The 21,023-nt window shown below is 67.9% G+C and carries 18 protein-coding genes; 4 read left to right on the plus strand and 14 right to left on the minus strand.

What is annotated here, in order from left to right; translation table 11 throughout:
- Nucleotides 1-82: 82 nt before the first annotated feature.
- Nucleotides 83-1,408, plus strand: a complete 1,326-nt coding sequence (gene gshA, locus ABL840_RS03345; RefSeq protein WP_093301566.1) for a glutamate--cysteine ligase — start codon at nucleotides 83-85, stop codon at nucleotides 1,406-1,408.
- A gap of 170 nt (nucleotides 1,409-1,578) precedes the next feature.
- Nucleotides 1,579-3,447: a potassium transporter Kup gene (locus ABL840_RS03350; RefSeq protein WP_093203818.1), complete on the plus strand. Its 1,869-nt coding sequence runs from the start codon at nucleotides 1,579-1,581 to the stop codon at nucleotides 3,445-3,447.
- 15 nt (nucleotides 3,448-3,462) lie between these two features.
- Here ABL840_RS03350 and ABL840_RS03355 read toward each other — a convergent pair whose 3' ends face one another.
- Nucleotides 3,463-4,386: a polysaccharide deacetylase family protein gene (locus tag ABL840_RS03355; protein WP_093301568.1), complete on the minus strand. Its 924-nt coding sequence runs from the start codon at nucleotides 4,384-4,386 to the stop codon at nucleotides 3,463-3,465.
- Nucleotides 4,387-4,396: 10 nt separating this feature from the next.
- Entirely contained in the window at nucleotides 4,397-4,825 is a 429-nt protein-coding gene (locus ABL840_RS03360; protein ID WP_093301570.1) for a hypothetical protein, read from the minus strand.
- Nucleotides 4,826-5,089: 264 nt separating this feature from the next.
- On the opposite strand from ABL840_RS03360, the gene gshB reads away from it, so the two are divergent.
- On the plus strand, nucleotides 5,090-6,049 hold the full coding sequence (gene gshB / locus ABL840_RS03365; RefSeq protein ID WP_093301572.1) for a glutathione synthase: 960 nt from the start codon (nucleotides 5,090-5,092) through the stop codon (nucleotides 6,047-6,049).
- A gap of 20 nt (nucleotides 6,050-6,069) precedes the next feature.
- On the opposite strand, the gene ABL840_RS03370 is transcribed toward gshB, so the two are convergent.
- From ABL840_RS03370 to ABL840_RS03425, 12 genes are all read right to left on the minus strand, one after another.
- Complete coding sequence (locus ABL840_RS03370) at nucleotides 6,070-8,298, minus strand: TonB-dependent receptor (RefSeq protein ID WP_093301573.1); 2,229 nt, start codon at nucleotides 8,296-8,298, stop codon at nucleotides 6,070-6,072.
- A 122-nt stretch (nucleotides 8,299-8,420) separates the two neighbouring features.
- Nucleotides 8,421-9,188, minus strand: coding sequence for a class II glutamine amidotransferase (locus ABL840_RS03375; RefSeq protein WP_093203832.1), 768 nt, complete (start codon nucleotides 9,186-9,188; stop codon nucleotides 8,421-8,423).
- Between the two features lie 48 nt (nucleotides 9,189-9,236).
- On the minus strand, nucleotides 9,237-10,355 hold the full coding sequence (locus ABL840_RS03380) for a class II histone deacetylase (protein ID WP_093301575.1): 1,119 nt from the start codon (nucleotides 10,353-10,355) through the stop codon (nucleotides 9,237-9,239).
- Nucleotides 10,352-11,407, minus strand: coding sequence for a branched-chain amino acid ABC transporter permease (locus ABL840_RS03385; protein WP_093301576.1), 1,056 nt, complete (start codon nucleotides 11,405-11,407; stop codon nucleotides 10,352-10,354). Before ABL840_RS03385 ends, ABL840_RS03380 begins: the two co-directional genes overlap by 4 nt.
- Nucleotides 11,408-11,419: 12 nt before the next feature.
- Nucleotides 11,420-12,286, minus strand: a complete 867-nt coding sequence (locus ABL840_RS03390) for a branched-chain amino acid ABC transporter permease (protein WP_093301578.1) — start codon at nucleotides 12,284-12,286, stop codon at nucleotides 11,420-11,422.
- A gap of 16 nt (nucleotides 12,287-12,302) precedes the next feature.
- Nucleotides 12,303-13,001, minus strand: coding sequence for an ABC transporter ATP-binding protein (locus ABL840_RS03395; RefSeq protein ID WP_093301579.1), 699 nt, complete (start codon nucleotides 12,999-13,001; stop codon nucleotides 12,303-12,305).
- Nucleotides 12,988-13,746: an ABC transporter ATP-binding protein gene (locus tag ABL840_RS03400; protein ID WP_093301581.1), complete on the minus strand. Its 759-nt coding sequence runs from the start codon at nucleotides 13,744-13,746 to the stop codon at nucleotides 12,988-12,990. Before ABL840_RS03400 ends, ABL840_RS03395 begins: the two co-directional genes overlap by 14 nt.
- A 28-nt stretch (nucleotides 13,747-13,774) precedes the next feature.
- Nucleotides 13,775-15,085 (minus strand): ABC transporter substrate-binding protein, encoded by a 1,311-nt coding sequence (locus tag ABL840_RS03405; protein WP_093301582.1) that lies wholly within the window; start codon nucleotides 15,083-15,085, stop codon nucleotides 13,775-13,777.
- A 116-nt stretch (nucleotides 15,086-15,201) separates the two neighbouring features.
- Nucleotides 15,202-16,185 (minus strand): Bug family tripartite tricarboxylate transporter substrate binding protein, encoded by a 984-nt coding sequence (locus ABL840_RS03410; protein ID WP_093301584.1) that lies wholly within the window; start codon nucleotides 16,183-16,185, stop codon nucleotides 15,202-15,204.
- 40 nt (nucleotides 16,186-16,225) lie between these two features.
- Nucleotides 16,226-17,695, minus strand: coding sequence for an amidase (locus ABL840_RS03415; protein ID WP_093301585.1), 1,470 nt, complete (start codon nucleotides 17,693-17,695; stop codon nucleotides 16,226-16,228).
- 85 nt (nucleotides 17,696-17,780) lie between these two features.
- A complete protein-coding gene (locus tag ABL840_RS03420; protein ID WP_093301587.1) occupies nucleotides 17,781-18,767 on the minus strand; it encodes a helix-turn-helix domain-containing protein in 987 nt (328 codons plus the stop codon).
- A 138-nt stretch (nucleotides 18,768-18,905) separates the two neighbouring features.
- Nucleotides 18,906-19,433, minus strand: a complete 528-nt coding sequence (locus ABL840_RS03425; protein WP_093301588.1) for a MarR family winged helix-turn-helix transcriptional regulator — start codon at nucleotides 19,431-19,433, stop codon at nucleotides 18,906-18,908.
- 147 nt (nucleotides 19,434-19,580) lie between these two features.
- Here ABL840_RS03425 and ABL840_RS03430 point away from each other — a divergent pair, with 147 nt between their 5' ends.
- Nucleotides 19,581-21,023, plus strand: coding sequence for an NAD-dependent succinate-semialdehyde dehydrogenase (locus ABL840_RS03430; protein WP_093301590.1), 1,443 nt, complete (start codon nucleotides 19,581-19,583; stop codon nucleotides 21,021-21,023).

The raw sequence follows: 21,023 nt of genomic DNA on the forward strand, positions 1-21,023 counted from the left end.
CGCGGCCTTGTCATTGGGGCGTACATCCCCAAATCCTAGAATTCCGCTCCACCTTTAAGCACAAAACCAACAAGGCCGCCGCATGGTTCCGCATCTAGTCACCGCCCTGACCGGCCCGATCAACGAACTGGAGCAGCGGGTGCTCGACTCGATGCCCGCCATCGAGCGCTGGTTCCGGCTCGAGTGGATGGAGCACACCCCGCCGTTCTACAGCGCCGTCGACATCCGCAACGCGGGCTTCAAGCTGGCGCCGGTCGACACCAACCTCTTTCCGGGCGGCTGGAACAACCTCACCAAGGAAATGCTGCCGCTGGCGGTGCAGGCAGCGCAGGCGGCCATCGAGAAGATCTGCCCGGAGGCACGCAATCTGCTCGTCATTCCGGAAAATCACTCCAAGAACACCTTTTATCTCGCCAACGTCGCGCAACTCGTGCGCATCTTCCATATGGCGGGGCTCAATGTGCGCATCGGGTCGATCGATCCGGCCATCAAGTCGCCCAAGAAGATCGAGTTGCCGAACGGCGAGACCGTGACGCTCGAACCGGTCGTGCGCAGCAAGCGTCGGCTGGGGCTGAAGAACTTCGATCCCTGCACAATTCTTCTTAACAACGAACTTTCGGCGGGAACTCCCGGCATCCTCGAGGATTTGCACGAGCAGTACCTGCTGCCGCCGCTTCACGCGGGCTGGTCGGTGCGCCGCAAGAGCAACCATCTGCACAGCTACGAGGAGCTGTCCAAGCGCTTCGGCAAGCTGCTGGGCATCGACCCGTGGCTCATCAACCCGATCTATGCACGGGCCGAAGGCGTGGACGTGGCCGAGGGCCGCGGCATCGACGTGCTCACGAGCCATGTGGACGCGGTGCTGACCAAGGTGCGCCGCAAGTACAAGGAATACGGCATCAACGAGAAGCCCTTCGTCGTCGTCAAGGGCGGCCACAGCGGAAGCGGCAGCCCGGGCGTGGTGACGGTTCGTGACGCCAAGGACGTCGAAGCGCTGATCGGCAGGCCGCGTACCGGTGCCGCCAGCATTGCTCCCGCCGCCAGGACGGGTGCTGGCCGCGACCTGCGCGAGCCCACTGAGCTGATCGTCCAGGAAGGCGTGCTCACCAACGAGCGTGTGCACAACGGCGTGGCCGAGCCGGTGGTCTACATGATGGACCGCTATGTGGTCGGGGGCTTCTACCGCGTGCATTCCGAGCGCGCCGCCGACGAGAACCTGAAGCTGCCGGGCGCGAGCTTCGTGCCGCTGGCCTTTTCTGAAAGTGCGCACTTGCCACAGCCGGGAGCCAAGCCTGGCGCCAGTGCACCCAACCGCTTCTACATGTACGGCGTGGTCGGCCGGCTGGCCATGGTGGCCGCCAGCTACGAGATGGAAGCGACCGATCCGGACGCCGAAATCTACGAATGATTGCCGGGGGCGGCTTGCCTAGGCGGCGGGCAACGGCAAAATAGCGGCCCCACAGCAACGGAAACAAAAGGGCGGGAGGGCAAGAAGGTGGACTAAAGTTCGCCTTTCGCACCCCGGCGTGCCTGACTGACGCGTCGATTCCAGCAGCCTGTCCTTTTCCCATCGACCTCGTGTCAGCCCCCAAAAATCTCTCAGCCGGCCTGATCGTCGGCGCCATCGGCGTCGTCTATGGCGACATCGGCACCAGCGTGCTGTACGCCGTCAAGGAAGTGTTCGGCCACGGCCACGTGCCTTTCACCGTCGAGAACGTCTACGGCATCCTCTCGATGTTCTTCTGGACGCTTACGGTCATCGTGTCCATCAAGTACGTCGTGCTCGTGCTGCGCGCCGACAACGAAGGCGAGGGCGGCCTGGTCGCCATGCTGGCGCTGGCCTCCCGCGCGGTGGCCGACAAGCCCAGGCTGCGCCACCTGCTGCTGGTGGTCGGTATCTTCGGTACCTCGCTCTTCTACGGCGACGGGGTCATCACCCCGGCCATCTCGGTGCTCTCGGCGGTCGAGGGCCTGGAAGTGGTGTCGCCGCACTTCACGCACTACGTCATTCCGCTCACGCTGGTCGTGCTGTTCTGCCTGTTCGTGGTGCAGAAGCGCGGCACCGCGGGCATCGGCAAGTTCTTCGGGCCGATCACGCTGACCTGGTTCCTCGCGATCGCCGTGCTCGGCGTGTCGCAGATCCTGCACCACCCCGAGATCCTGAAGGCGTTGAACCCGTTCTACGCGCTGAAGTTCATGTGGGACAACCCGGGCACCAGCTTCATCCTGCTTGGCGCCACCGTGCTGTGCGTGACCGGCGCCGAGGCGCTGTACGCCGACCTGGGCCACTTCGGCAAGAGCCCGATCCGCATCGCGTGGTTCTCGGTGGTGATGCCGGCGCTCACGCTCAACTACTTCGGCCAGGGCGCGCTGCTGCTGGAGAACCCCGAGGCAGTGAAGAACCCGTTCTTCATGATGGCGCCTGAATGGGCGCTCATTCCGCTGGTGCTGCTGGCCACTGCAGCTACCGTGATCGCGTCGCAGGCCCTCATCACCGGCGCCTTCAGCGTCACGCGACAGGTCATCCAGCTGGGCTACCTGCCGCGCCTGAACATCGAGCACACGAGCGTGCGCACGGCGGGGCAGATCTACATTCCGCTGGTCAACTGGGGCCTGTTCGTGGCCATCGTGCTGGCGGTGGTCATGTTCCGCTCGTCGAGCAGCCTGGCCGCGGCCTACGGCATCGCCGTGACCACCGACATGCTGATCACCACGGTGCTGACCTTCTTCGTGATCCGCTATGCGTGGAAGCTGCCGCTGGCGCTTTGCATCGGCTCCACCGCGCTTTTCTTCATCGTCGACTTCCTGTTCTTCGCGTCGAACCTGCTCAAGCTCTTCGAGGGCGGCTGGTTCCCGCTGCTGATCGGCGGCTTCGTCTTCACGCTGATGATCACGTGGAAGGAAGGCCGCCGCCTGATGGGCGAGGCGCAGCACGCCGACGCCATCGACCTGAAGTCGTTTCTCGATTCGGTGTTCGTGAGCCCGCCCGCGCGCGTCGACGGCACGGCGGTGTTCCTCACGGCCGAGCCGGGCGTGGTGCCGAATGCGCTGCTGCACAACCTCAAGCACAACAAGGTGCTGCACGAGCAGAACATGTTCGTCACCGTGCGCAACCACGAGGTGCCGTGGATCCCGATGGACAAGCGCATCGAGATCGAGGCGCTGGGCCACCACTGCTGGCAGATCATCGTGCACTACGGCTTCAAGAACGACATCGACCTGCCGCGCGCGCTCGAGAACGCCCGCATGCGCGGCTGCCAGCTCGAGCAGATGACCACCAGCTACTTCCTGTCGCGCGACGTCGTCATTCCCACGCTGGGCAGCGGCATGGCGCCGTGGCGCGAGAAGCTGTTCGCGCAGATGCACCACAACGCGAGTGGGGCCGCCGCCTTCCTGGGGCTGCCGAACAACGCGGTGGTGGAGCTGGGCTCGAAGATCGAGATCTGAGGTCGGGTGCGCGGCTCAGCCGAACTCCCCTGGCCGCTCCCTCTCGATCTCGCCCACATGCGAGGCGATCGCCCCCGGCGTGGTGAACCAGATATCGCCCCGGTCCCGCGCCTGCGCCAGGCGCGCCAGCGCGGTGCGCAGGTGTCTCAGCCGGTAGGGCTGCCCCACGATGTACGGATGCAGCGCCACGCCCATCACCAGCGGCTGCGCGCGTGACTGATCGAGCATTTCCTCGAAGTTGTCGACCACCATGGCGCTGAAGTCCTTGGCGTCCATCAGGCGGCCGACGATCATCGGGATGTCGTTGAGCTCCTGCGGGTACGGCACCGACCACAGCGAGCCGCCGCCGCGCGTGCGCATGCGCAGCGGCTGGTCGTCGTGGCACCAGTTGAGCGTGTAGCCGTAGCCGGTCTCGGCCAGCAGGTCGGGCGTGAGGGCGCTTTCGGAGATCCACGGCGAAAGCCAGCCCGCCGGCGCCTGTCCGCTTTCGCGCAGCATGCGCTCGCGGCAGCGCATCAGCAGCGCGCGCTCGTGCTCCTCGTCGAGCACGCCCTGGCGTTCCGCATTGCTGTGGCCGTGGCCGATCAGTTCGTCGCCGCGTGCCACCAGCGCCTGGACTAGCTCGGGGCAGTGGTCGTACAGCGCTGTGTTGACGAGCGCGCCGGTCGGCAGCGCGAGCGCGTCGAACAGCTCGAGGCAGCGCCATGCGCCGACGCGATTGCCGTACTCGCGCCAGCCGTGGTTGAGCACGTCTGGCTGCGGCGAGGCGGGGCCGATGCACGCGCCCAGCCCGTCCCCGAAGGCGAAGTGCTCGACGTTGAAGCCGATGTACACCGCCAGCCGCGCGCCGTTCGGCCAGGTGTAGTCGGGCCGCCGCGTGATGGGCCGGTAGTCGAAGCGGTCGTGCGTGGGCAGCCGGTCGGGCCAGCGCGTGCTCATGCCGGTGGCCTCACAGCACCGCGAGGCCGGCGCGCACCAGCAGCCATTCGGCGCTGTCGTTCCAGACGTCCATCTGCACGATCAGGCCGTGGCGCACCACGTAGCGGTCGACATAGCGGTTGCCCTCGAAGGCCGTGCCGTCGGGCCATGCGCCGTAGAGCGTGCCGAGGCTGTAGACCACCGTTTCCTCGGGCGTGCCGCCGGCCACCGTTTCGGTGCGCTCGATCTTCTTCTTCACCCATGCATAGCGCTTTGCATTGAAGGCCGAGGTGTCGGCAGGCGCATGCATCGGGCGATTGCCGGTGAAGCGGATGCGGATGTCGGGCGCGGTGAAGCGCGAGGCCGACTGCGGGTCCGGAATCATCACCAGGCGCAGGAATTCGTCGACCACGGCGGCGGGATCGAGCGCGGGGCCGCCCTGCGAAAAGGATGTGTCCACGAGGTTCTCCGGGAGTTGTCGCAGTCGCAGGCACGCAATTCTCGTGCCGGATGGTTGACGTTATGGGGCTCAGATTGTTGACAATCCTGCGCCCGCGAGCTCCCGGCACAATCACCCGATGCGCGTTGCGCGGCCCGGCTGGTCGCGGCGGGCTGAAGAGAAAAAAGCCCCCGCCGGCAAGGACATCGCCGCTTCCGGCAACATCGCGCCCCGATATCCATGCCAATGGCCGCCGCGCCCCGGCAACGCAAGAAAGAACGCCTGATGAAAAACATCCTCTTCGTCGCCGATCCGCTCGATCACTTCAAGATCTACAAGGACACGACCTTCTCGATGATGCGCGAGGCGCAGCGTCGCGGTTACCGCATTGCTGCCTGCCTGCCGCAGGACATCCAGTGGAAATCGGGCGGCGTGGTCACGGCCACGGTGCAGCAGATCACGCTGACCGGCGACGCGAAGGACTGGTACCGCATCGACATCACCGAGGCCAAGGCGTTGAAGGACTTCGACGCCGTGCTCATGCGCAAGGACCCGCCCTTCGACGCCGAGTACATCTACGCCACGCACCTGCTGGAGCAGGCCGAGCGGGAAGGCGCGCACGTGGTGAACAAGCCGCGCGCGCTGCGCGACCACCCCGAGAAGCTGGCGATCATGGAGTTTCCGCAGTTCACCACGCCCACGCTGGTGACGCGCAGCGCGCAGGCCGTGCGCGACTTTCACGCGGAGCACGGCGACATCATCCTGAAGCCGCTCGACGGCATGGGCGGCATGGGCATCTTCCGCGTGAAGCAGGATGCGCTGAACCTCGGCTCCATCGTCGAGACGCTCAACAAGGACGGCGCGGAAACCATCATGGTGCAGCGCTTCGTGCCCGAGATCTCGCAGGGCGACAAGCGCATCCTCATCATTGCCGGCGAGCCTGCGCCCTTCGTGCTTGCGCGCATTCCGCAGGGCACCGAGGTGCGCGGCAACCTGGCCGCGGGCGGCAAGGGCGTGGCGCAGCCGCTCACCCAGCGCAACCGCGAGATCGCCGAGACCGTGGGCCGCGCGCTGGCGCCGCGCGGGCTGCTGCTGATCGGGCTCGACGTGATCGGCGACTCGGTCACCGAGATCAACGTGACCAGCCCGACCTGCTTCCAGGAAATCACCGAGCAGACCGGCTTCGACGTGCCGGCGATGTTCATCGACGCGCTCGAAGCGACCCTGCGCCAGCAGGGCCGCTGACGCTACCTCAGCGCGTTCGATCAGAAGTCGATCGTGCCGCTCACCGCGAAGGTGCGCGGCGCACCCAGCACCAGGTAGTTGCTGCCCTGCGTGCCGCCCACCGAAGCCCAGTACGACTTGTTGAAGAGGTTGTCGATGCGCGCGCGCAGCGTGAGCAGGCGGCCGTTGCCGAGATCGACCAGGTAGCGCGCGCCCACGTCGACGCGCGTCCACGACGGCACCGACTGCGTGTTGGTGGCGTTGGCGTACTGCTTCGAGGTGTAGAGCACGCGGGCATTCAGCGACAGGTTGCGCACGCCGGGCACGTCCCATTCGGCGCCGATGTTGGCCTGCTGCTTGGCCACGCCGATGGCGGTCAGGCCGTCGGTGGCGCCGCCTTGCGTGTTCTTCTGCTTCGCGTCGAGCAGCGTCAGGCCGCCGAGCAGGCGCAGGCCCTTGGTCGGTTGGCCGAACACCGAGAACTCCAGGCCCTGGTTGCGCTGCTTGCCGTAGAGGCCGAAAGTGACGGCGCCGGAGGGCTGGAGCTGGTTGTAATAGGTTGGCTGGTCGGTGGAGAAGAACGCTGCGCTGGCACCAAGCGTTCCGCCGTCGTACTTAATGCCGATTTCTTTCTGCTTGGCTTGATACGGAGCGAACACTTCGCCAGCGTTGGTGATGGGCCGGCCGTTGTCACTGGCTCCCGCCACGCTGCCCTTGACCAGACCTTCGATGTAGTTGGCGTAGGCCGAGACGGTCGGCGTGATCTTGAACACGACGCCGGCCACTGGCGTGGTCTTGCTCTTGTCGTAGGTGCTCGACTGCTTGAGCGTGGTGTAGGCGTAGCTGGTCTGTTCGATGGTCTGGCGGCGCGCGCCGAGCGTGACGAGCAGTCGGTCGTCCATGAACGACATCGTGTCGGCGACGGCCACGCTCGAGGTGTCGATCCGATCGGTTAGGCGCGGATCTTCCAGCGTGTTTCCGGTGAAGGAGTTGGCGACGGGGTAGGGCGACGCGTAGGGCGCGTAGATGTTGTTGCGGATGGTGCCGCGCGAGATCGTGTAGGCGTTGTCGCGGTCGTTGCTGTACTTGGCCGCCGAGACCACCACGGTGTGCTTCACCGGGCCGGTGGCGAAGTTGCCGCGCACGCCGATCTCGGCGGTGCCGATGCGATCCTTGCGGGTGTTGCTGAAGCGCGTGTTGCTGGTGTTGCCGAAGGCGTCGGTGAGCGTCGGGTTCGACAGCACGTTGTCCTCGTCGCTGCGGCGCACGCCGCCGGCGGCCCAGGCCGTGATGTTGTCGGTGATGTCGACTTCGCCGCGGAAGGTGGCGAACTTGTCCTTTTCCTTCGAGTAGGTCCAGGGCTGGGCGAAGTTGGTGCGGGCGTCGGGCGCGCGCGGAATCGGCAGCGTGGAGGAGGGCGTCAGGCTCGGGCGGCCGTCCTTCAGGTCGTAGTCCTGGTAGCCGAAGTCGGCCGACAGGCGCACGTTGCGGTTGTGCCAGTCGAGGCCGATGCCGAAGGCGCTGAGCTGCTGGCTCTCGTTCTTCACGCCCGTGCCGCCTTCGCGGCGCACCGCGTTCACGCGCACGCCCAGGCTGTCGTCGGGGCCGAAGCGGCGCGCGAGGTCTAGGTTGACGAAGCCCTGGCCGCCGGTCTGCACGCCGAAGCCGACGCGGGTGAGCGGCTCGTTGGGAGCACGCTTCGGCAGCAGGTTGATCGCGCCGCCGATGCCGCTGCCGCCGGGGGCGGCGCCATTCAGGAAGGTGTTGGCACCGCGGAACACTTCCACGCGCTCGAAGAATTCCGAGGCGATGTACTGGCGCGGCAGCATGCCGTAGAGGCCGTTGTACGACACGTCATCGGAGTACACGGGGAAGCCGCGCACCACGTAGAGCTCCTGGAAGTTGCCGAAGCCGCGGGCCTGGCGCACCGACGGGTCGTTCAGCAGCACGTCGGCCACGCTCTTGGCCTGCTGGTCCTGGATCAGCTCGTTCGTGTAGTTGTTGCTCGAAAAAGGCGTGCTCATCATGTCCTGGTTGCCCAGGATGCCGACCCGCCCGCCGCGCGCCACCTGGCCGCCGGCATAAGGCTTGGTCAGGCCCTCGGCCGATGCGTCGGCGCTGGCCTCGACGGTCACCGTCGACAGCGTGCCGCTCGATACCGCAGCAGCGGCCGGCTCCGCCGTGGTGGTTTGGGCCAGGGCCGCCGCGGCATTGAGCGCGAGCAGCGTTGCGACCACGGAAGGCCGGAGATGGAAGAAATGAGCGGGCATGGACGGTTCAGATATGCAAATGAGAACCGTTATTGTTTACTCGTATGAGCCCGACCGTCGATACTTTCTTGCAATGTTGCTAAAAAGTGTCAGTCAAAAGACTGACTCGGCTCCAGGCGCCTTCAGCGCCCGACGCGCTGCCCGTCCACGAACACCTGCAACTCGCCCGGAGCGAACTGGGTCCACGTCTCGTTGGTCGTCAGGGGCGCGGTCACGACCACGGCGACGCGGTCGTTGGGCGTGGTGTGCTGCGCGAAGTCGATCTCGAGGTCTTCGTCCGACAGCTGCGCCGTCACGAAGGGATGGCGGCGCTCCACGTACCAGAGGTTGGTCGAGGCATGCGCCCACAGCGCCTGCCCGTTGGACAGCATGAAGTTGAAGGTGCCGTGGCCCGCGAGCTGCGGCGCCAGCTCGCGCAGCGTGAGCGTCAGCTCCTCGATGCTCGGCACACCCGCGTGCGACTTGGCCAGCTCCTGCATGATCCAGCAGAAGGCGTGCTCGCTGTCGGTGTTGCCCACCGGGTGGAAGTTGCCGTGCAGGCGCGGACGGAATTCCTTCAGGTCGCCGTTGTGGGCGAACACCCAGTAGCGCCCCCACAGCTCGCGCACGAACGGGTGGCAGTTCTGCAGGTTGACCTCACCCTGCGTCGCCTTGCGGATGTGCGCGATGACGTTGCGGCTCTGGATCGGATAGCGCCGGATCAGGTCCGCCACCGGCGATTCGCTCGCCGGCTGGTGGTCGACGAAGTGCCGCAGCCCGCGATCCTCGAAGAACGCGATGCCCCAGCCGTCGGCGTGGTGGTCGGTGCGGCCGCCGCGTTGCGCGAACCCCGTGAAGCTGAAGGTCACATCGGTCGGCGTGTTGCAGTTCATCCCTAGCAATTGGCACATGACTGCGATTAGACCGCGATTCGCGTGCCGATCGCGCTGCCGCTGCGTTCAGATACCGTGCAGCGTCGCCATCTCGTCGATCAGCCCCCGCTGGAACGCATCGAAGCGCGCCGAAGGCTGCTGCAGCCCGAAGAACTCGCTGAACGGATCCTCCACTTCCGTGCGGTGCCCCGAGAGCTCCTCCACCACAGCCAGCCCGCAGAAGGGCACGCAGGCCTCCGAATAGCCGCCCTCGTGCACCACCACCACCCGCCCGTCGCAATGCCGGGCGGCCAGCGCGTTGACCTGCCGCATCATCTGGCGGAACGACTCGGGATGCAGCTGCATCCGCGCCAGCGGGTCCACGCCGTTGGCGTCCAGCCCGCTCGCCACCACGATCAGCTCGGGCCTGAAGCGGTCGATCACCGGCGCCACCATGCGCTCGAAGGCGTACATGTAGGCGTTGTGGCCGCCGCCGGGCTGCAGCGGAATGTTGACGTTGAAGCCCAGTCCTTCGCCCTCGCCGCGGTCTTCCGCGCCGCTGTAGCCGGGCGGAAAGCAGTTCTCCTGGTGCAGCGACAGCGTCAGCACGTCGGGGCGGTCGTAGAAGATCGCCTGCGTGCCGTTGCCGTGGTGCACGTCCCAGTCGATCACCGCCACGCGGCCGAGCTTGTGGCGCGCCTTCATGGTCTCGATGGCGACCGCGATGTTGTTGAACAGGCAGAAGCCCATGCTGTGCTCGCGCAGGCAATGGTGGCCCGGCGGGCGCGTCAGCGCGAAGGCGTTGCGGTGGCGGCCCTGCAGCACGCTGTCCATCGCGGCGATGGCCAGCCCGGTGGACAGCTTCGCGATCTCGTAGCTGCCCGGCCCGAAGGGCGCGACCTCGCCCAGGTCGCCGCCGCGGGCGTCGCTGGCGGCCTTGAACTTCTCCAGGTAGCTCGCGGGGTGCACGCGCCGCAGGTCTTCCTCGGTGGCCATCGGTGCGCCCAGCAGGTCGAGCCGGGCGCTCAGGCCCGACACGTCCATCAGCGACTTGATGCGGCGCTTGGAGTCGGGCGACTCCGCCATGCCGCTGCCGGCCATGGGCTGCACCCAGCCGCCCACGGGCAGGAACAGCGCATGCAGGCCGCCCGGCACGTGCCAGAAGGTGCGTTCGTCGTGAAAGAAGGCGGTGGTGGCGGTCTTCATGCGGTGCGTCCTCGCGTGGATTCGGAAGAAAGGGAAGAGGAAAGATCGGAAGCAGAAGAATGCGAAGTGTGCTCGCGCGACGGCGGGTGGCGCTGCACGCTCAGCCCGCGCCAGCCCCAGCGCTCGCGGGCCAGGCCCCACAGGCCGCGCGGCGCCAGCAGCATCACCGTCACCGCGATGCAGCCCATGGCGATCAGGTACCAGCCGCCCGACATCGCGAACCAGGTGTTGAACAGCTCGCGAAGCCCGAAGTAGATGACCGCGCCGATCAGCGGCCCCTCGATGGTCCCGATGCCGCCGATGATGACGATGAACATCGCGGTCACCACCCAGTTGATGTCGAAGGCCGAGTCGGGCGAGACGAACATCGTGCCCATGAAGTGCGCCGCGCCCGCCAGCCCGAAGCCCAGCCCCGAGAGCACGAAGGCGATGAAGCGGTTGCGCCACACGTTCACGCCGATGCTGGTGGCCGCCAGCTCGTTGTCGCGCACCGCCATCAGCCCGAGGCCGAAGGGCGAGCGCATCAGCAGGTAGACCCCGGCCACGGCCGCCAGACCGATGGCACCCGAGATCCAGAACGCGTTCTGCTGGAAGCTCTCGGCCTCCACCAGCCGCACCGCCTGCAGCGGCACGCCCGATTCGCCGCCGAAGAGCGGAAACTTCGCCACCAGCAGACGCACGATCTCGGCCAGCACCCACATGCCGATCGAGAAGTAGGCATCGCGCAGCCGGAACATCAGCGGCGCCACCACGGCCGCCAGCAGCGCCGCACCCGCGCCGGCCACCGGCACCATCCAGTAGGGCGAGATGCCGAGCCGGTCGGAGGCGATGAACAGCAGGTAGGCCCCGATGCCCACGAAGGCCTGGTGACCCATCGACACCAGCCCGGTGTAGCCGGCCAGCAGGTTCCACATCTGGGCCATCGCCAGCGTGACGAGCACTTCGCTCAGAAGGCGCAGCGTGCCGCCGTCGGCCACCGTGGGCGCGAAGGCGATGGCCGCCGCGGCGATGGCGAAGCAGATCCAGGGAACGGGAGAAGAGCGGTCACGCATGGAGTTCGCCGATCAGGAGCGCGGGCCCGCGATGCCGTTGGGACGCACCATCAGCACCACGAAGAACAGCAGGTGCGCATACAGCGCGCCCGCATTGGAGTCGAGCCGCTGGCCCGCGAGCTGCGCCACGCCCAGCGCGATGCCGCCCACGAGTGCGCCCCGGAAGGAGCCCATGCCGCCGATGATGACCACCTCGAAGGCACCCAGCAGCCGCTCCACGCCCGAGAACGGCGTGAACGAGGTGCGCAGCGCGAGCAGCAGCCCGGCCACCGACGCGAAGGCCAGCGACAGCCCCATCACCACGCCGTACACGTGGGCCGGCCGCACGCCCATCGTGCGCACGATCTCGCGGTGGTCGGAGGTGGCGCGCACGATCAGGCCGAAGCGCGAGCGCTGCAGCAGCCACTGCAGCGCGCCGAAGGCCAGCACCGCGAGCACCAGCACCAGCACCGGATACCAGCCGATGCGCAGCCCGCCGATCTCGAAGCCGGCCGTGGCCAGCGCGCCGCCGTCGAGCGCGCGCGGATCGGCGCCGAACAGCTCGGCCATCAGGTTGCGCAGCACCACCGCGATGCCGAAGGTCACCAGCACCGGCGTGAGCGGATCGTCGGTGGCGACGGCGCGGTTCAGCAGCAGCCGCTGCAGCAGGTAGCCGGTGCCGAAGGCCGCCAGCCCCACCGGCACGATGAAGAGCAGCGGCGATACACCCGGAAACTGCGCCGCCAGGAACACCGCGAAGTAGGCCGCGAGCACCACGAACTCGCCATGCGCGAGGTTGACCATGCGCATCACGCCGAAGACCAGCGCCAGCCCGAGGCCGAAGAGCGCATAGAGGCCGCCGAGCAGCACGCCGTTGATGATGGTTTCGATCCAGGCCACGGCCGCTCTTTCTTCTTCAGTGTCCGAAGTACGCGTTGGCGATCTGCTGGGCGCTGAAATCGCGGGCTTGCCCCGCCAGCGTGACGCGCCCCTTGAGCAGGCAATACACGCGCTGTGCGATGCGACAGGCGCGCGTCACGTCCTGTTCCACGATCAGCAATGCCGTGCCCTGCGCGCGGATGTCGACGAACGCGCGGTAGATCTGCTCGATCACCACCGGCGCGAGGCCCAGCGAGATCTCGTCGCACAGCATCAGGCGTGGATTGGCCATGAGCGCGCGGCCGATGCTCACCATCTGCTGCTGGCCGCCCGACAGCTGCGTGGCCGGCCGATGGCGGAACTCGTGGAGGATCGGGAAGAGCGCATACACCGTCGCCAGCGACCAGTGGCCGGGCCGCTGGCTCAGTGCGCCCATGCGCAGGTTCTCCTCCACGGTTAGCGAGGGAAACAGCATGCGTCCCTCGGGCACCAGCGCGATGCCGCGGTGCGCGATGCGCTCGGCCGGCTCGGCCTCGATGGCCTGCCCGTCAAAGCGGATTGCGCCCCGGCTGCGACGGCCCAGTCCCGCGATGGCGCGGATCAGCGTCGACTTGCCCGCTCCGTTGGCGCCGATCAGCGCGGTGGCCTCGCCTTCGCCCACGTCGAGCGACAGGTCGAACAGCGCCTGCAGGTCGCCGTAGTGGCTGCACAGTTCGCGCACCTCAAGCAGTGGCATGACCGGCCTCCAGGGTTTCGGTGGCTTCTTCTCCCACGCCCATGTAGATCTCGCGCACCTCGCGGCTGTCCATCGCGGCGGCGGGCGCGTCCTCCAGCAGCTTGCGGCCGAAGTTCAGCACCATGATGCGGTCGGCCACCGCCATCAGCGCCTGCGCGATGTGCTCGATCCAGATCATCGCCACGTCCTTCTTGAGCTCCAGCACGAGCGCCACCAGCACCTGCACTTCGGCTTCGGTCAGACCTCCGGCGATCTCGTCGAGCAGCAGCAGGTGCGGCCGCGCCGCGAGGCCCTTGGCCAGCTCCAGCCGCTTGCGGTCCAGCAGCGGCAGGCGGCCGGCGGGCGTGTCGGCACGATCGGCCAGCCCGGTGCGCTCCAGCACCGCCCAGGCCTCGCGCTCGGCCTGCGCGCGCGGCAGCCGCGCTGCGAAGCTCGCGGCCGCCAGTGCGTTCTCGTAGGCGCTCAGGTGCGCGAAGGGCTGCGGGATCTGGAAGGCGCGCGCAACGCCCAGCCGCGCGCGCACGTCGGCGCGCAGGCCCACCAGTTCACGGCCTTCGAGCTTGATGCTGCCGGCATTGGGCACGGCCACGCCGGTGATCAGGTTGAAAAGCGAACTCTTGCCCGCGCCGTTGGGCCCGACCACGCCGAGGCACTCGCCGCGCGCGAGCGAGAGCGATACCCCGTCGGCCACGACGATCTCGCCGTAGCGCTTGCACAGGCCTTCGATGACGAGGCAGCCGGTCATGCGGATGCGATATTTCTGCTGCAGAGGCTCAGGCGGACTTGAGCTGCGACAGCAGCTTCAGCTCGTCTTCCACCGGAATCTGCGTTGCCGTGCTGTTGTGCGTGATGACCAGCTCGTACGGAAACTTGGCGCCGGCCTTCGTCTTGCGCCACTGGCCTGCCACCATCGGCGTGACGGCCACGCTCTTGATCGGGCTGCCCTTGAAGTCGATGCGTCCGACGATCGAGTCCAGCTGCAGGTTGGCCAGCGCGTCGCGCACCGCCTTCTTGTCCTTCGGGTTGCTCGCGTTCTTCAGCGCCGCGATGCCGACCTCGAACAGTGCGTGGCCGTAGCCGATGGGCTGCGTCCACTGCTTGCCGGTGCTGCTTTCCCAGTCGGCCGCCAGCGCCTTGGCGCTCTGGCCTGTGAGCGACGACTTGAACGGAAAGTTGGGGGTCCACCAGATCTCGGTCGACATGCCGTTGCCCGCTGCGCCCAGCGATTCGACCGCGCTCGGAAACAGGAAGGCCGCGGCCATCGTCACCACCTCGGGGCGATAGCCCGCCTGCTGAGCCTGCTTCCAGAAAGTGGCGAAGTGGTTCGCGTAGGCGAAGCCCGAGACGATGTTCGCGCGCGCCGCCTTGAAGCTGGAGACCTGGTTGCTGAAGTCGTCGGTCGCGATCTTGAAGAAGCCGCCGTTGGTCTCCTTGTAGCCGCGCTGCTTCGCGCCGTTGGGGATGCCGTTGGCCGGATCGGCGAAGGCGTGGCCCGGGCCGTTGTCGATGTAGAGCGTGCCCAGCGTGCGTTCCACCTTCAGCGGCTCCCACATGCCGAAGAAGTTCTTCAGCACGTCGTCGGCGCCCCAGAAGAAGTGGAACGAGAACGGAAAGCCCTTCTGCGGCGTGGAGCCGCGCCCGAAGGTGATGGCCTGCCACGGGCCCATGGTGGAGACCATCGGCACGCCGTTGACGTCGCAGAGCTGGCCGGCGGCCAGCGCGGCGTCGCTGTCCTGCACCAGCAGCAGGTCGACCTTCTCGCGCAGCAGCAGCTCGCTCGACATGGTGGCGCCGCGGTTGGCGTCCGACTGGGTGTCGCGCACCACGATCTCGACCTTGTAGTTGGTGCCGCCGATGTTGAGCCCGTCCTTCAGCGCCGCGCGCACGCGCTCCAGGCTCCACGGATCGGCCTCGCCGAAATTGGCGCGCACGCCCGACAGCGTGGTGAGGTAGCCGATCTTGATGGTCTTCGACTGCGCATTGGCCAGCACGGGCACGCCGGCCAGCGCGGCCGCGCCGCCGCCGATGACGAGTTGGCGGCGCGTGAGCGCGCCGGAGGCTTCGCGGAAAGAGTCGGCGGTCATGGTGGGGTGCTCCTTGGCGTGTGGAGGATTGACGGTAGGCTGGGCCGGATCGTCTCTCCGCGTGCGCCGGCGGCGTTATCGAAAACTGGCAAAAGGCGCGTGGTGCCCTGCGTGCCTCACTCGGGCCGCAGGTTCACCGACTTCGCGATCGCCCGATAGCGCTCCACGTCGGCCTGGTAGGCGCGGCGCAGTTCGGCCAGCGGCTGCTCGGGCGGCGCCTTGCTGCCGCCGAGCTCGATGCCGCGGCGGACCTCCGGCTTCTGCATCATCTGGTTGAAGGCCGCGTGCAGCCGCTGCTGCGTTTCCTCGGGCACGCGCTGCGACACCTGCACGCCCGACCACAGGCTGTAGACGAAGTCCTCCAGCCCCTTGCTGTTGCGCATCAGCGGAATGGCCGTGAAGCGCTCGTGCGGCGCATTGGCCGCGAGGCCCAGCGCCTTGACCTTGCCGGCGTCGAGCAGGTCGGGCACGTTGCCGGCCAACGGCATGAACACCAGGTCGATCTGTCCGCCCAGCAGGTCGTTGACCACCGGCGCCATGCCCTTGTAGGGCACGTGCAGCATCTTCGTGCCCGTCTGCTGCGTGAAGCGCTCGCCCAGCAGGTGGTAGAGCGAGCCCGGGCCGATGCTGCCGTAGCTCAGCTCCTTCGCATCGGGGCGGCGCAGCAGCGCGACCAGCTCGTCGACGCTGCCCACGCCGAGATCCTTGCGCGCCAGCAGCACCATCGAGGTGACGGCCATCACGCCGATGGGCCTGAAGTCTTCCGCCTTGTAGCGCGCGCTGGCGAGCGTGAGTGGCGTGAGCATCAGCTCCATCGGCGAGCCCAGCAGCAGCACCGAGCCGTCGGCGGGCGCGTTGGCTGCCTTCATCACGCCCAGCGATCCGCTGGCGCCGGGCACGTTGTCGACGATGGCGGTCTGGCCCAGCAGCCGCGAGAACTCGGGCGCGGCCAGTCGCGCGTTGATGTCGGAGCCGCCGCCGGCGGGGTAGGGAACGATCAGGCTCAGGGTCTTGCCCGCCGGGCCCTGGGCTGCGGCGAGCCCGGTCAGGGTGGAGAGGCCGGCGGCAAGGCCGGCGCCGATCAGTGAACGTCTGCGCATGGGTTGTCTCCTCGTGTCGTTTGTTGTCGGGGGCCGGAATTCAGTGCGCGTTCTGCAGCAGCGACGGGCGCATGCCAGCGAAGGGCGTGGCCTGGTGCCAGCCGTGCGCCATGCGCAGCACATCCAGGTCGGCACCGGGCCTGCCGATGAGCTGCAGCCCCATCGGCAGGCCGCGTGTGCCGGCCTCCTGCGAGAAGCCGGCCAGGATCGCCATCGCGGGCAGGCCGGCGAGCGTGGGGCCGATGGTCACTTCCATCCAGCGGTGGTAGGTGTCCATCGCGCGGCCGCCCACCTCGCGCGGCCAGTGCTCGTCGGCGGAAAGCGGAAACACCTGCGCGGCCGGCAGCACCAGGAAGTCGAAGCGCTCGAAGAGCTTCAGCAGCGCACCGTGCCACTGCGTGCGCGTGACGGCGGCTTCGTGCAGCATGGCCGCGCTCAGGAGTTCGCCCTGTTCCACTTCCCAGCAGGCCTCGGGCTTGAGCTGCGCACGCGTGGCGGGATCGGCATGCAGGCCGCGCAGGGCGCCAGCGACGATGAAGCCGCGCAGGCGCAGCCATGCGGTCCACAGCGCGTCGAAGTCGAAGGCGGGCACGGCCGGCTCGACGCTGCAGCCCAGCGTGTCGAAGTGCCGCAGCGCCGACTCGCACAGCGCCATCACGCCCGGCCCCATCGGCAGATGGCCGCCGAGGTCGCCCAACCATCCGATGCGCCGGCCGCGCAGCTCGGCGTCGAGCGGTTGGGCGAAGACTTCGCCGTCGCCCGCGAGGCTCAGCGGCGAGCGCTCGTCGTGGCCGGCCTGCACCGACAGCAGCCATGCCACGTCCTCCGGCGTGCGGCCCATCGGCCCTTCGCAACCCAGTTGCTGGAAGAAGAGCTCCGGCCCCGGCCCGGTGGGCACGCGGCCCAGCGAGGGGCGCAGGCCGTAGACGTTGTTCCATGCGGCGGGGTTGCGCAGCGATCCCATCATGTCGCTGCCGTCGGCCACGGGCAGCATGTGCAGCGCGAGCGCCACCGCGGCGCCGCCGCTGCTGCCGCCGGCTGCGTGGTCCGTGCTCCATGCATTGCGCGTGGTGCCGAACACCGTGTTGTAGGTGTGCGAGCCGAGGCCGAATTCCGGCGTGTTGCTGCGGCCGACGAAGACGGCACCGGCTCGGCGCAGGCGCTCGACCATGAGCGCGTCGTGCGCCGTGACCTGCTTCGCGAACACCGGGCTGCCCATGGTGGTGGGCATGCCGGCGGTGGCGACGAAGTCCTTGGGCGCCATCGGAAAGCCGTGCAGCCGGCCCACCGCTTCTCCGCGAGCGAGGCGCGCATCGCAGGCGTCGGCCTGCTGCAGCAGCTGTGCCACGGGCTGCAGCGAGACCAGTGCGTTGACGGCCGGGTTGAGGCGCTCGATCTGCGCGAGGCAGGCCTGCATCAGTTCGCGGCATGAGAGTTCGCGGCGCTGCAGGGCGGTGGCGAGCGCGCGGGCGCTCAGCGTGATCGGCTCGGTCGACGTGGAGGCGGACATATGACGGTCAACGATAGCGACCGCCTCGCCAAGCCAATATCGAAAAACGGCAAACTTCGCGCGCCCGCCGCGCGGGACCGGTGCCTCAGTGGTGCATGACCGCCGCGCTGCGCAGCGTCTGCGATGGCAGCTCGCCGAACTGCCGGCGGTAGTCGGTCGCGAACTGGCTCAGGTGCCAGAAGCCCCAGTGCGCCGCGATGTCCTGCACCGAACGCGATTCGGGCCGCTTGAGTGCGCGGCGCACGCCATTGAGGCGCAGCGCCCGCAGATAGCGCGCAGGGCTCAGCCCCAGCGTTTCCTGGAAGCAGTAGTTGAGCTTGCGCTGGCTCGCGCCGATGCGGTTGCACACCTCCAGCATCGACAGCGGCTCGTCGGGCCGCGCCATCATCAGTTCGCAGGCGCGACGCACCACGCGGCGCTGCGCATCGGTGGAGCGCAGCTCGCGCAGGTCCACGTCCTCGGGCAGCGCGCTGAGCCAGGCCAGCAGCACGTCGTCGCGCAGCTGCATCGTGGCGACGTGGTCGTCGAGCAGGGCGGGCATGGCGTCGAGCGCGGTGAAGGCGCCTCGCAGCGTGCCGCGCAGCGACTGCATCGTCGTCTCGTCGAAGTGCAGCACCACGCGGCGTTCGAGCCACGCGGGCGGTGCGCGATCGTTCAATCGTTCGGCGAGCGACTGCAGCAGCGCGTTGTCGACCACGATGCCCGTCAGCTCGAAGCCCGCGGGGCTGCACAGGTCGAGTTCGTCGCAGCGGCCGACCATCACCGAGCCGGTGTCCAGCCGCTGGCCGGAGAAGCGCGCCTCGCCGTCCTGACGGCATGTGAGCGCGAAGCCGCAGCAGTCGGGGTTCATCTCGCCGTGCTGGCGCAACGCGCGGTTGGTGGTCTCTCGCACCAGCCGCAGGCCGGGCAGCTGCACGTGGTCGAGGAAGCCCGCGAAGCTGCCGCCGGAGAGCATGTCGCATTCCAGATGCCAGCCGCTCTGGCTGGTGGCGTAGGCGTCGATGTCGTGCGTGGTCAGCGTCCAGCGCTCGACTGCGGGTTGGTGATGGGCGGAGGCGGTCTGGCGGTTCATGGCGGTCCGGCGAGTCTTTAGGCAAGGGCGTGCGTGGCCCTCCCTCAAGCAATCTCCAGACCAGATTGTTTCGTTGACAACGATTTCAAAGTGACAGGACAAACCCCTAAGCGCAAGGGGCGAGTGCCTGTGCGCAGGCTATTCGAGCTCGCCGCTGGGCTCGAAGCCGGTGGTGCTGTCGAACAGCTTCTGCACGATGGTCTGCAGCACCTGTTGCTCGTCGGGCGTGAGCTGCGCGAAGAGGCGCTGCGCGGTGTCGTGCGCGAGCGGCACCATGTCGCGATACAGCGCGAGGCCTTCTTCCTCCAGCGACACGATGACCTTGCGGCGGTCTTCCACTGAGGGATGCATGTTGGCCAGGCCCAGGTCCACCAGCCGGTGCTGCGCGCGGCTCACGCGGGCCTTGTCCATGCTCGTCTTCTGCGCGATCTCCAGCGCCGACAGCGCGCCGTACTTGCCCAGCACCACCACGATGCGCCACTCCGGAATCTGCAGCGAGAAGCGGCTTGCGATCGACTGGCCCACCGTCTGGCTCACGCGATTGGCGACCACCGAAAGCTGGAAGGGCAGGAAGGTCTCGAGGTCGAATGCATCGACGCTCGCGTTGCTGCGCGCGCGCGTGGAGGTCCTGGAGCTTGGCTGTGATGGAGTGCGTGAACGGGGCACGGTGCGAGTGTGTGGTGTGTGTTCTTGTCGTCGATGGATCGGAGCGAGGAACAGTATAGGAAGGCCTTCGCGCATCGCGAACAGGGCCGCGCGAGGTTTGCCAGTTTTCGATAACGCCGCATGCGGGTCGCTACCTATCGTGCAGGCATGGACTACCCCGAACTCGCACTGCACATCGCCGGCCAGTGGCGCACGCAGACCCAAGGCGGCCGTCGCGCCGTGATCGACCCCGCCACCGAAGAAACGATCGCGCACCTGCCGCTCGCAGGCCGCGAAGAGCTCGCCGAGGCCGCCGAGGCCGCGCAACGCGGCTTCATTCAATGGCGCGCGAAGAGCGCACTCGAGCGCTGCAACATCCTGCGCGGCGCCGCGCAGAAGATCCGCGAACAGGCGAAGACCATCGCGCAGGTGCTCACGCTCGAACAGGGCAAGCCGCTGGCCGAGTCGGTGCGCGAGGTCACGCTGTCGGCCGACATCGTCGACTTCCAGGCGGAGGAGGCCAAGCGCCTCTACGGCCGGCTGGTGCCGCCGCGCGTCGAAGGCATTCTTTCGCAGGCCGTGGTGCGCCGGCCGGTGGGGCCGGTGGCGGCCTTCACGCCGTGGAACTTTCCGGCCAACCTGCCGGCGCGCAAGCTGGCGAGCGCGCTCGCCGCGGGCTGTAGCGTAGTCATCAAGCCCGCGGAGGAAACGCCGGGCACCTGCATGCTGCTGGTGCGCGCCTTCCTCGATGCGGGCGTGCCGCCCGAGGCGCTCAACATGGTGTGCGGCGATCCGGCCGAGGTGTCTTCGTTCCTCATCGACCATCCGGCGATCGCCAAGGTGTCGTTCACCGGCTCGGTGGCAGTGGGCAAGCTGCTGGGCGAACAGGCGGCGCGCCACGTCAAGCGTTTCACCGGCGAGCTGGGCGGCCACGCGCCGGTGATCGTCTGCGAGGACGCCGACTTTCCCTTCGCGCTCAAGAGCTCCATCGCCGCCAAGTTCCGCAACGCGGGCCAGGTGTGCGCCTCGCCGATCCGCTTCTATATACCGCGCAGCCGCTTCGGCGAATGGAGCGAAGCCTTCGTGCAGGCCGCGCGCGCATTGCGCATGGGCCCGGGCACCGACGCTGCCACGCAGATGGGGCCGCTCGCGCACGAGCGCCGCATCGAAGACATGCGGCGCTTCGTCGACGATGCCGTCGAGCGCGGCGCGCAACTGCTGTGCGGCGGCCAGCGTGCGCAGCGGCCCGGCTACTTCTTCGAGCCCACGGTGATCGCCAACGCGCCGCCCGACAGCCGCGTGATGCGCCAGGAACCCTTCGGCCCCATCGCGGTGCTGCAGCCCTACGACGCGCTCGACGAGGCCATCGACAGTGCCAATGCCTTGCCCTACGGCCTCGGCGCCTACGCCTTCACGCGCGACCTGCACACCGCACACCGCCTCGGCGAAGCGCTGGAGGCCGGCATGGTCGGCATCAACCACTTCGGCGTCTCGCAGCCCGAGATGCCTTTCGGCGGCTGGAAGGAAAGCGGCATCGGCCAGGAGATGGGTGCCGAAGGCCTGCTGCACTACACCGAAGTCAAGACCCTCACCGTCGGCGTACCCGCCTGA

Origin of the sequence: Variovorax sp. NFACC27, from assembly GCF_048301545.1 — a bacterium.
GTDB classification, from domain to species: Bacteria; Pseudomonadota; Gammaproteobacteria; order Burkholderiales; family Burkholderiaceae_C; genus Variovorax; species Variovorax gossypii.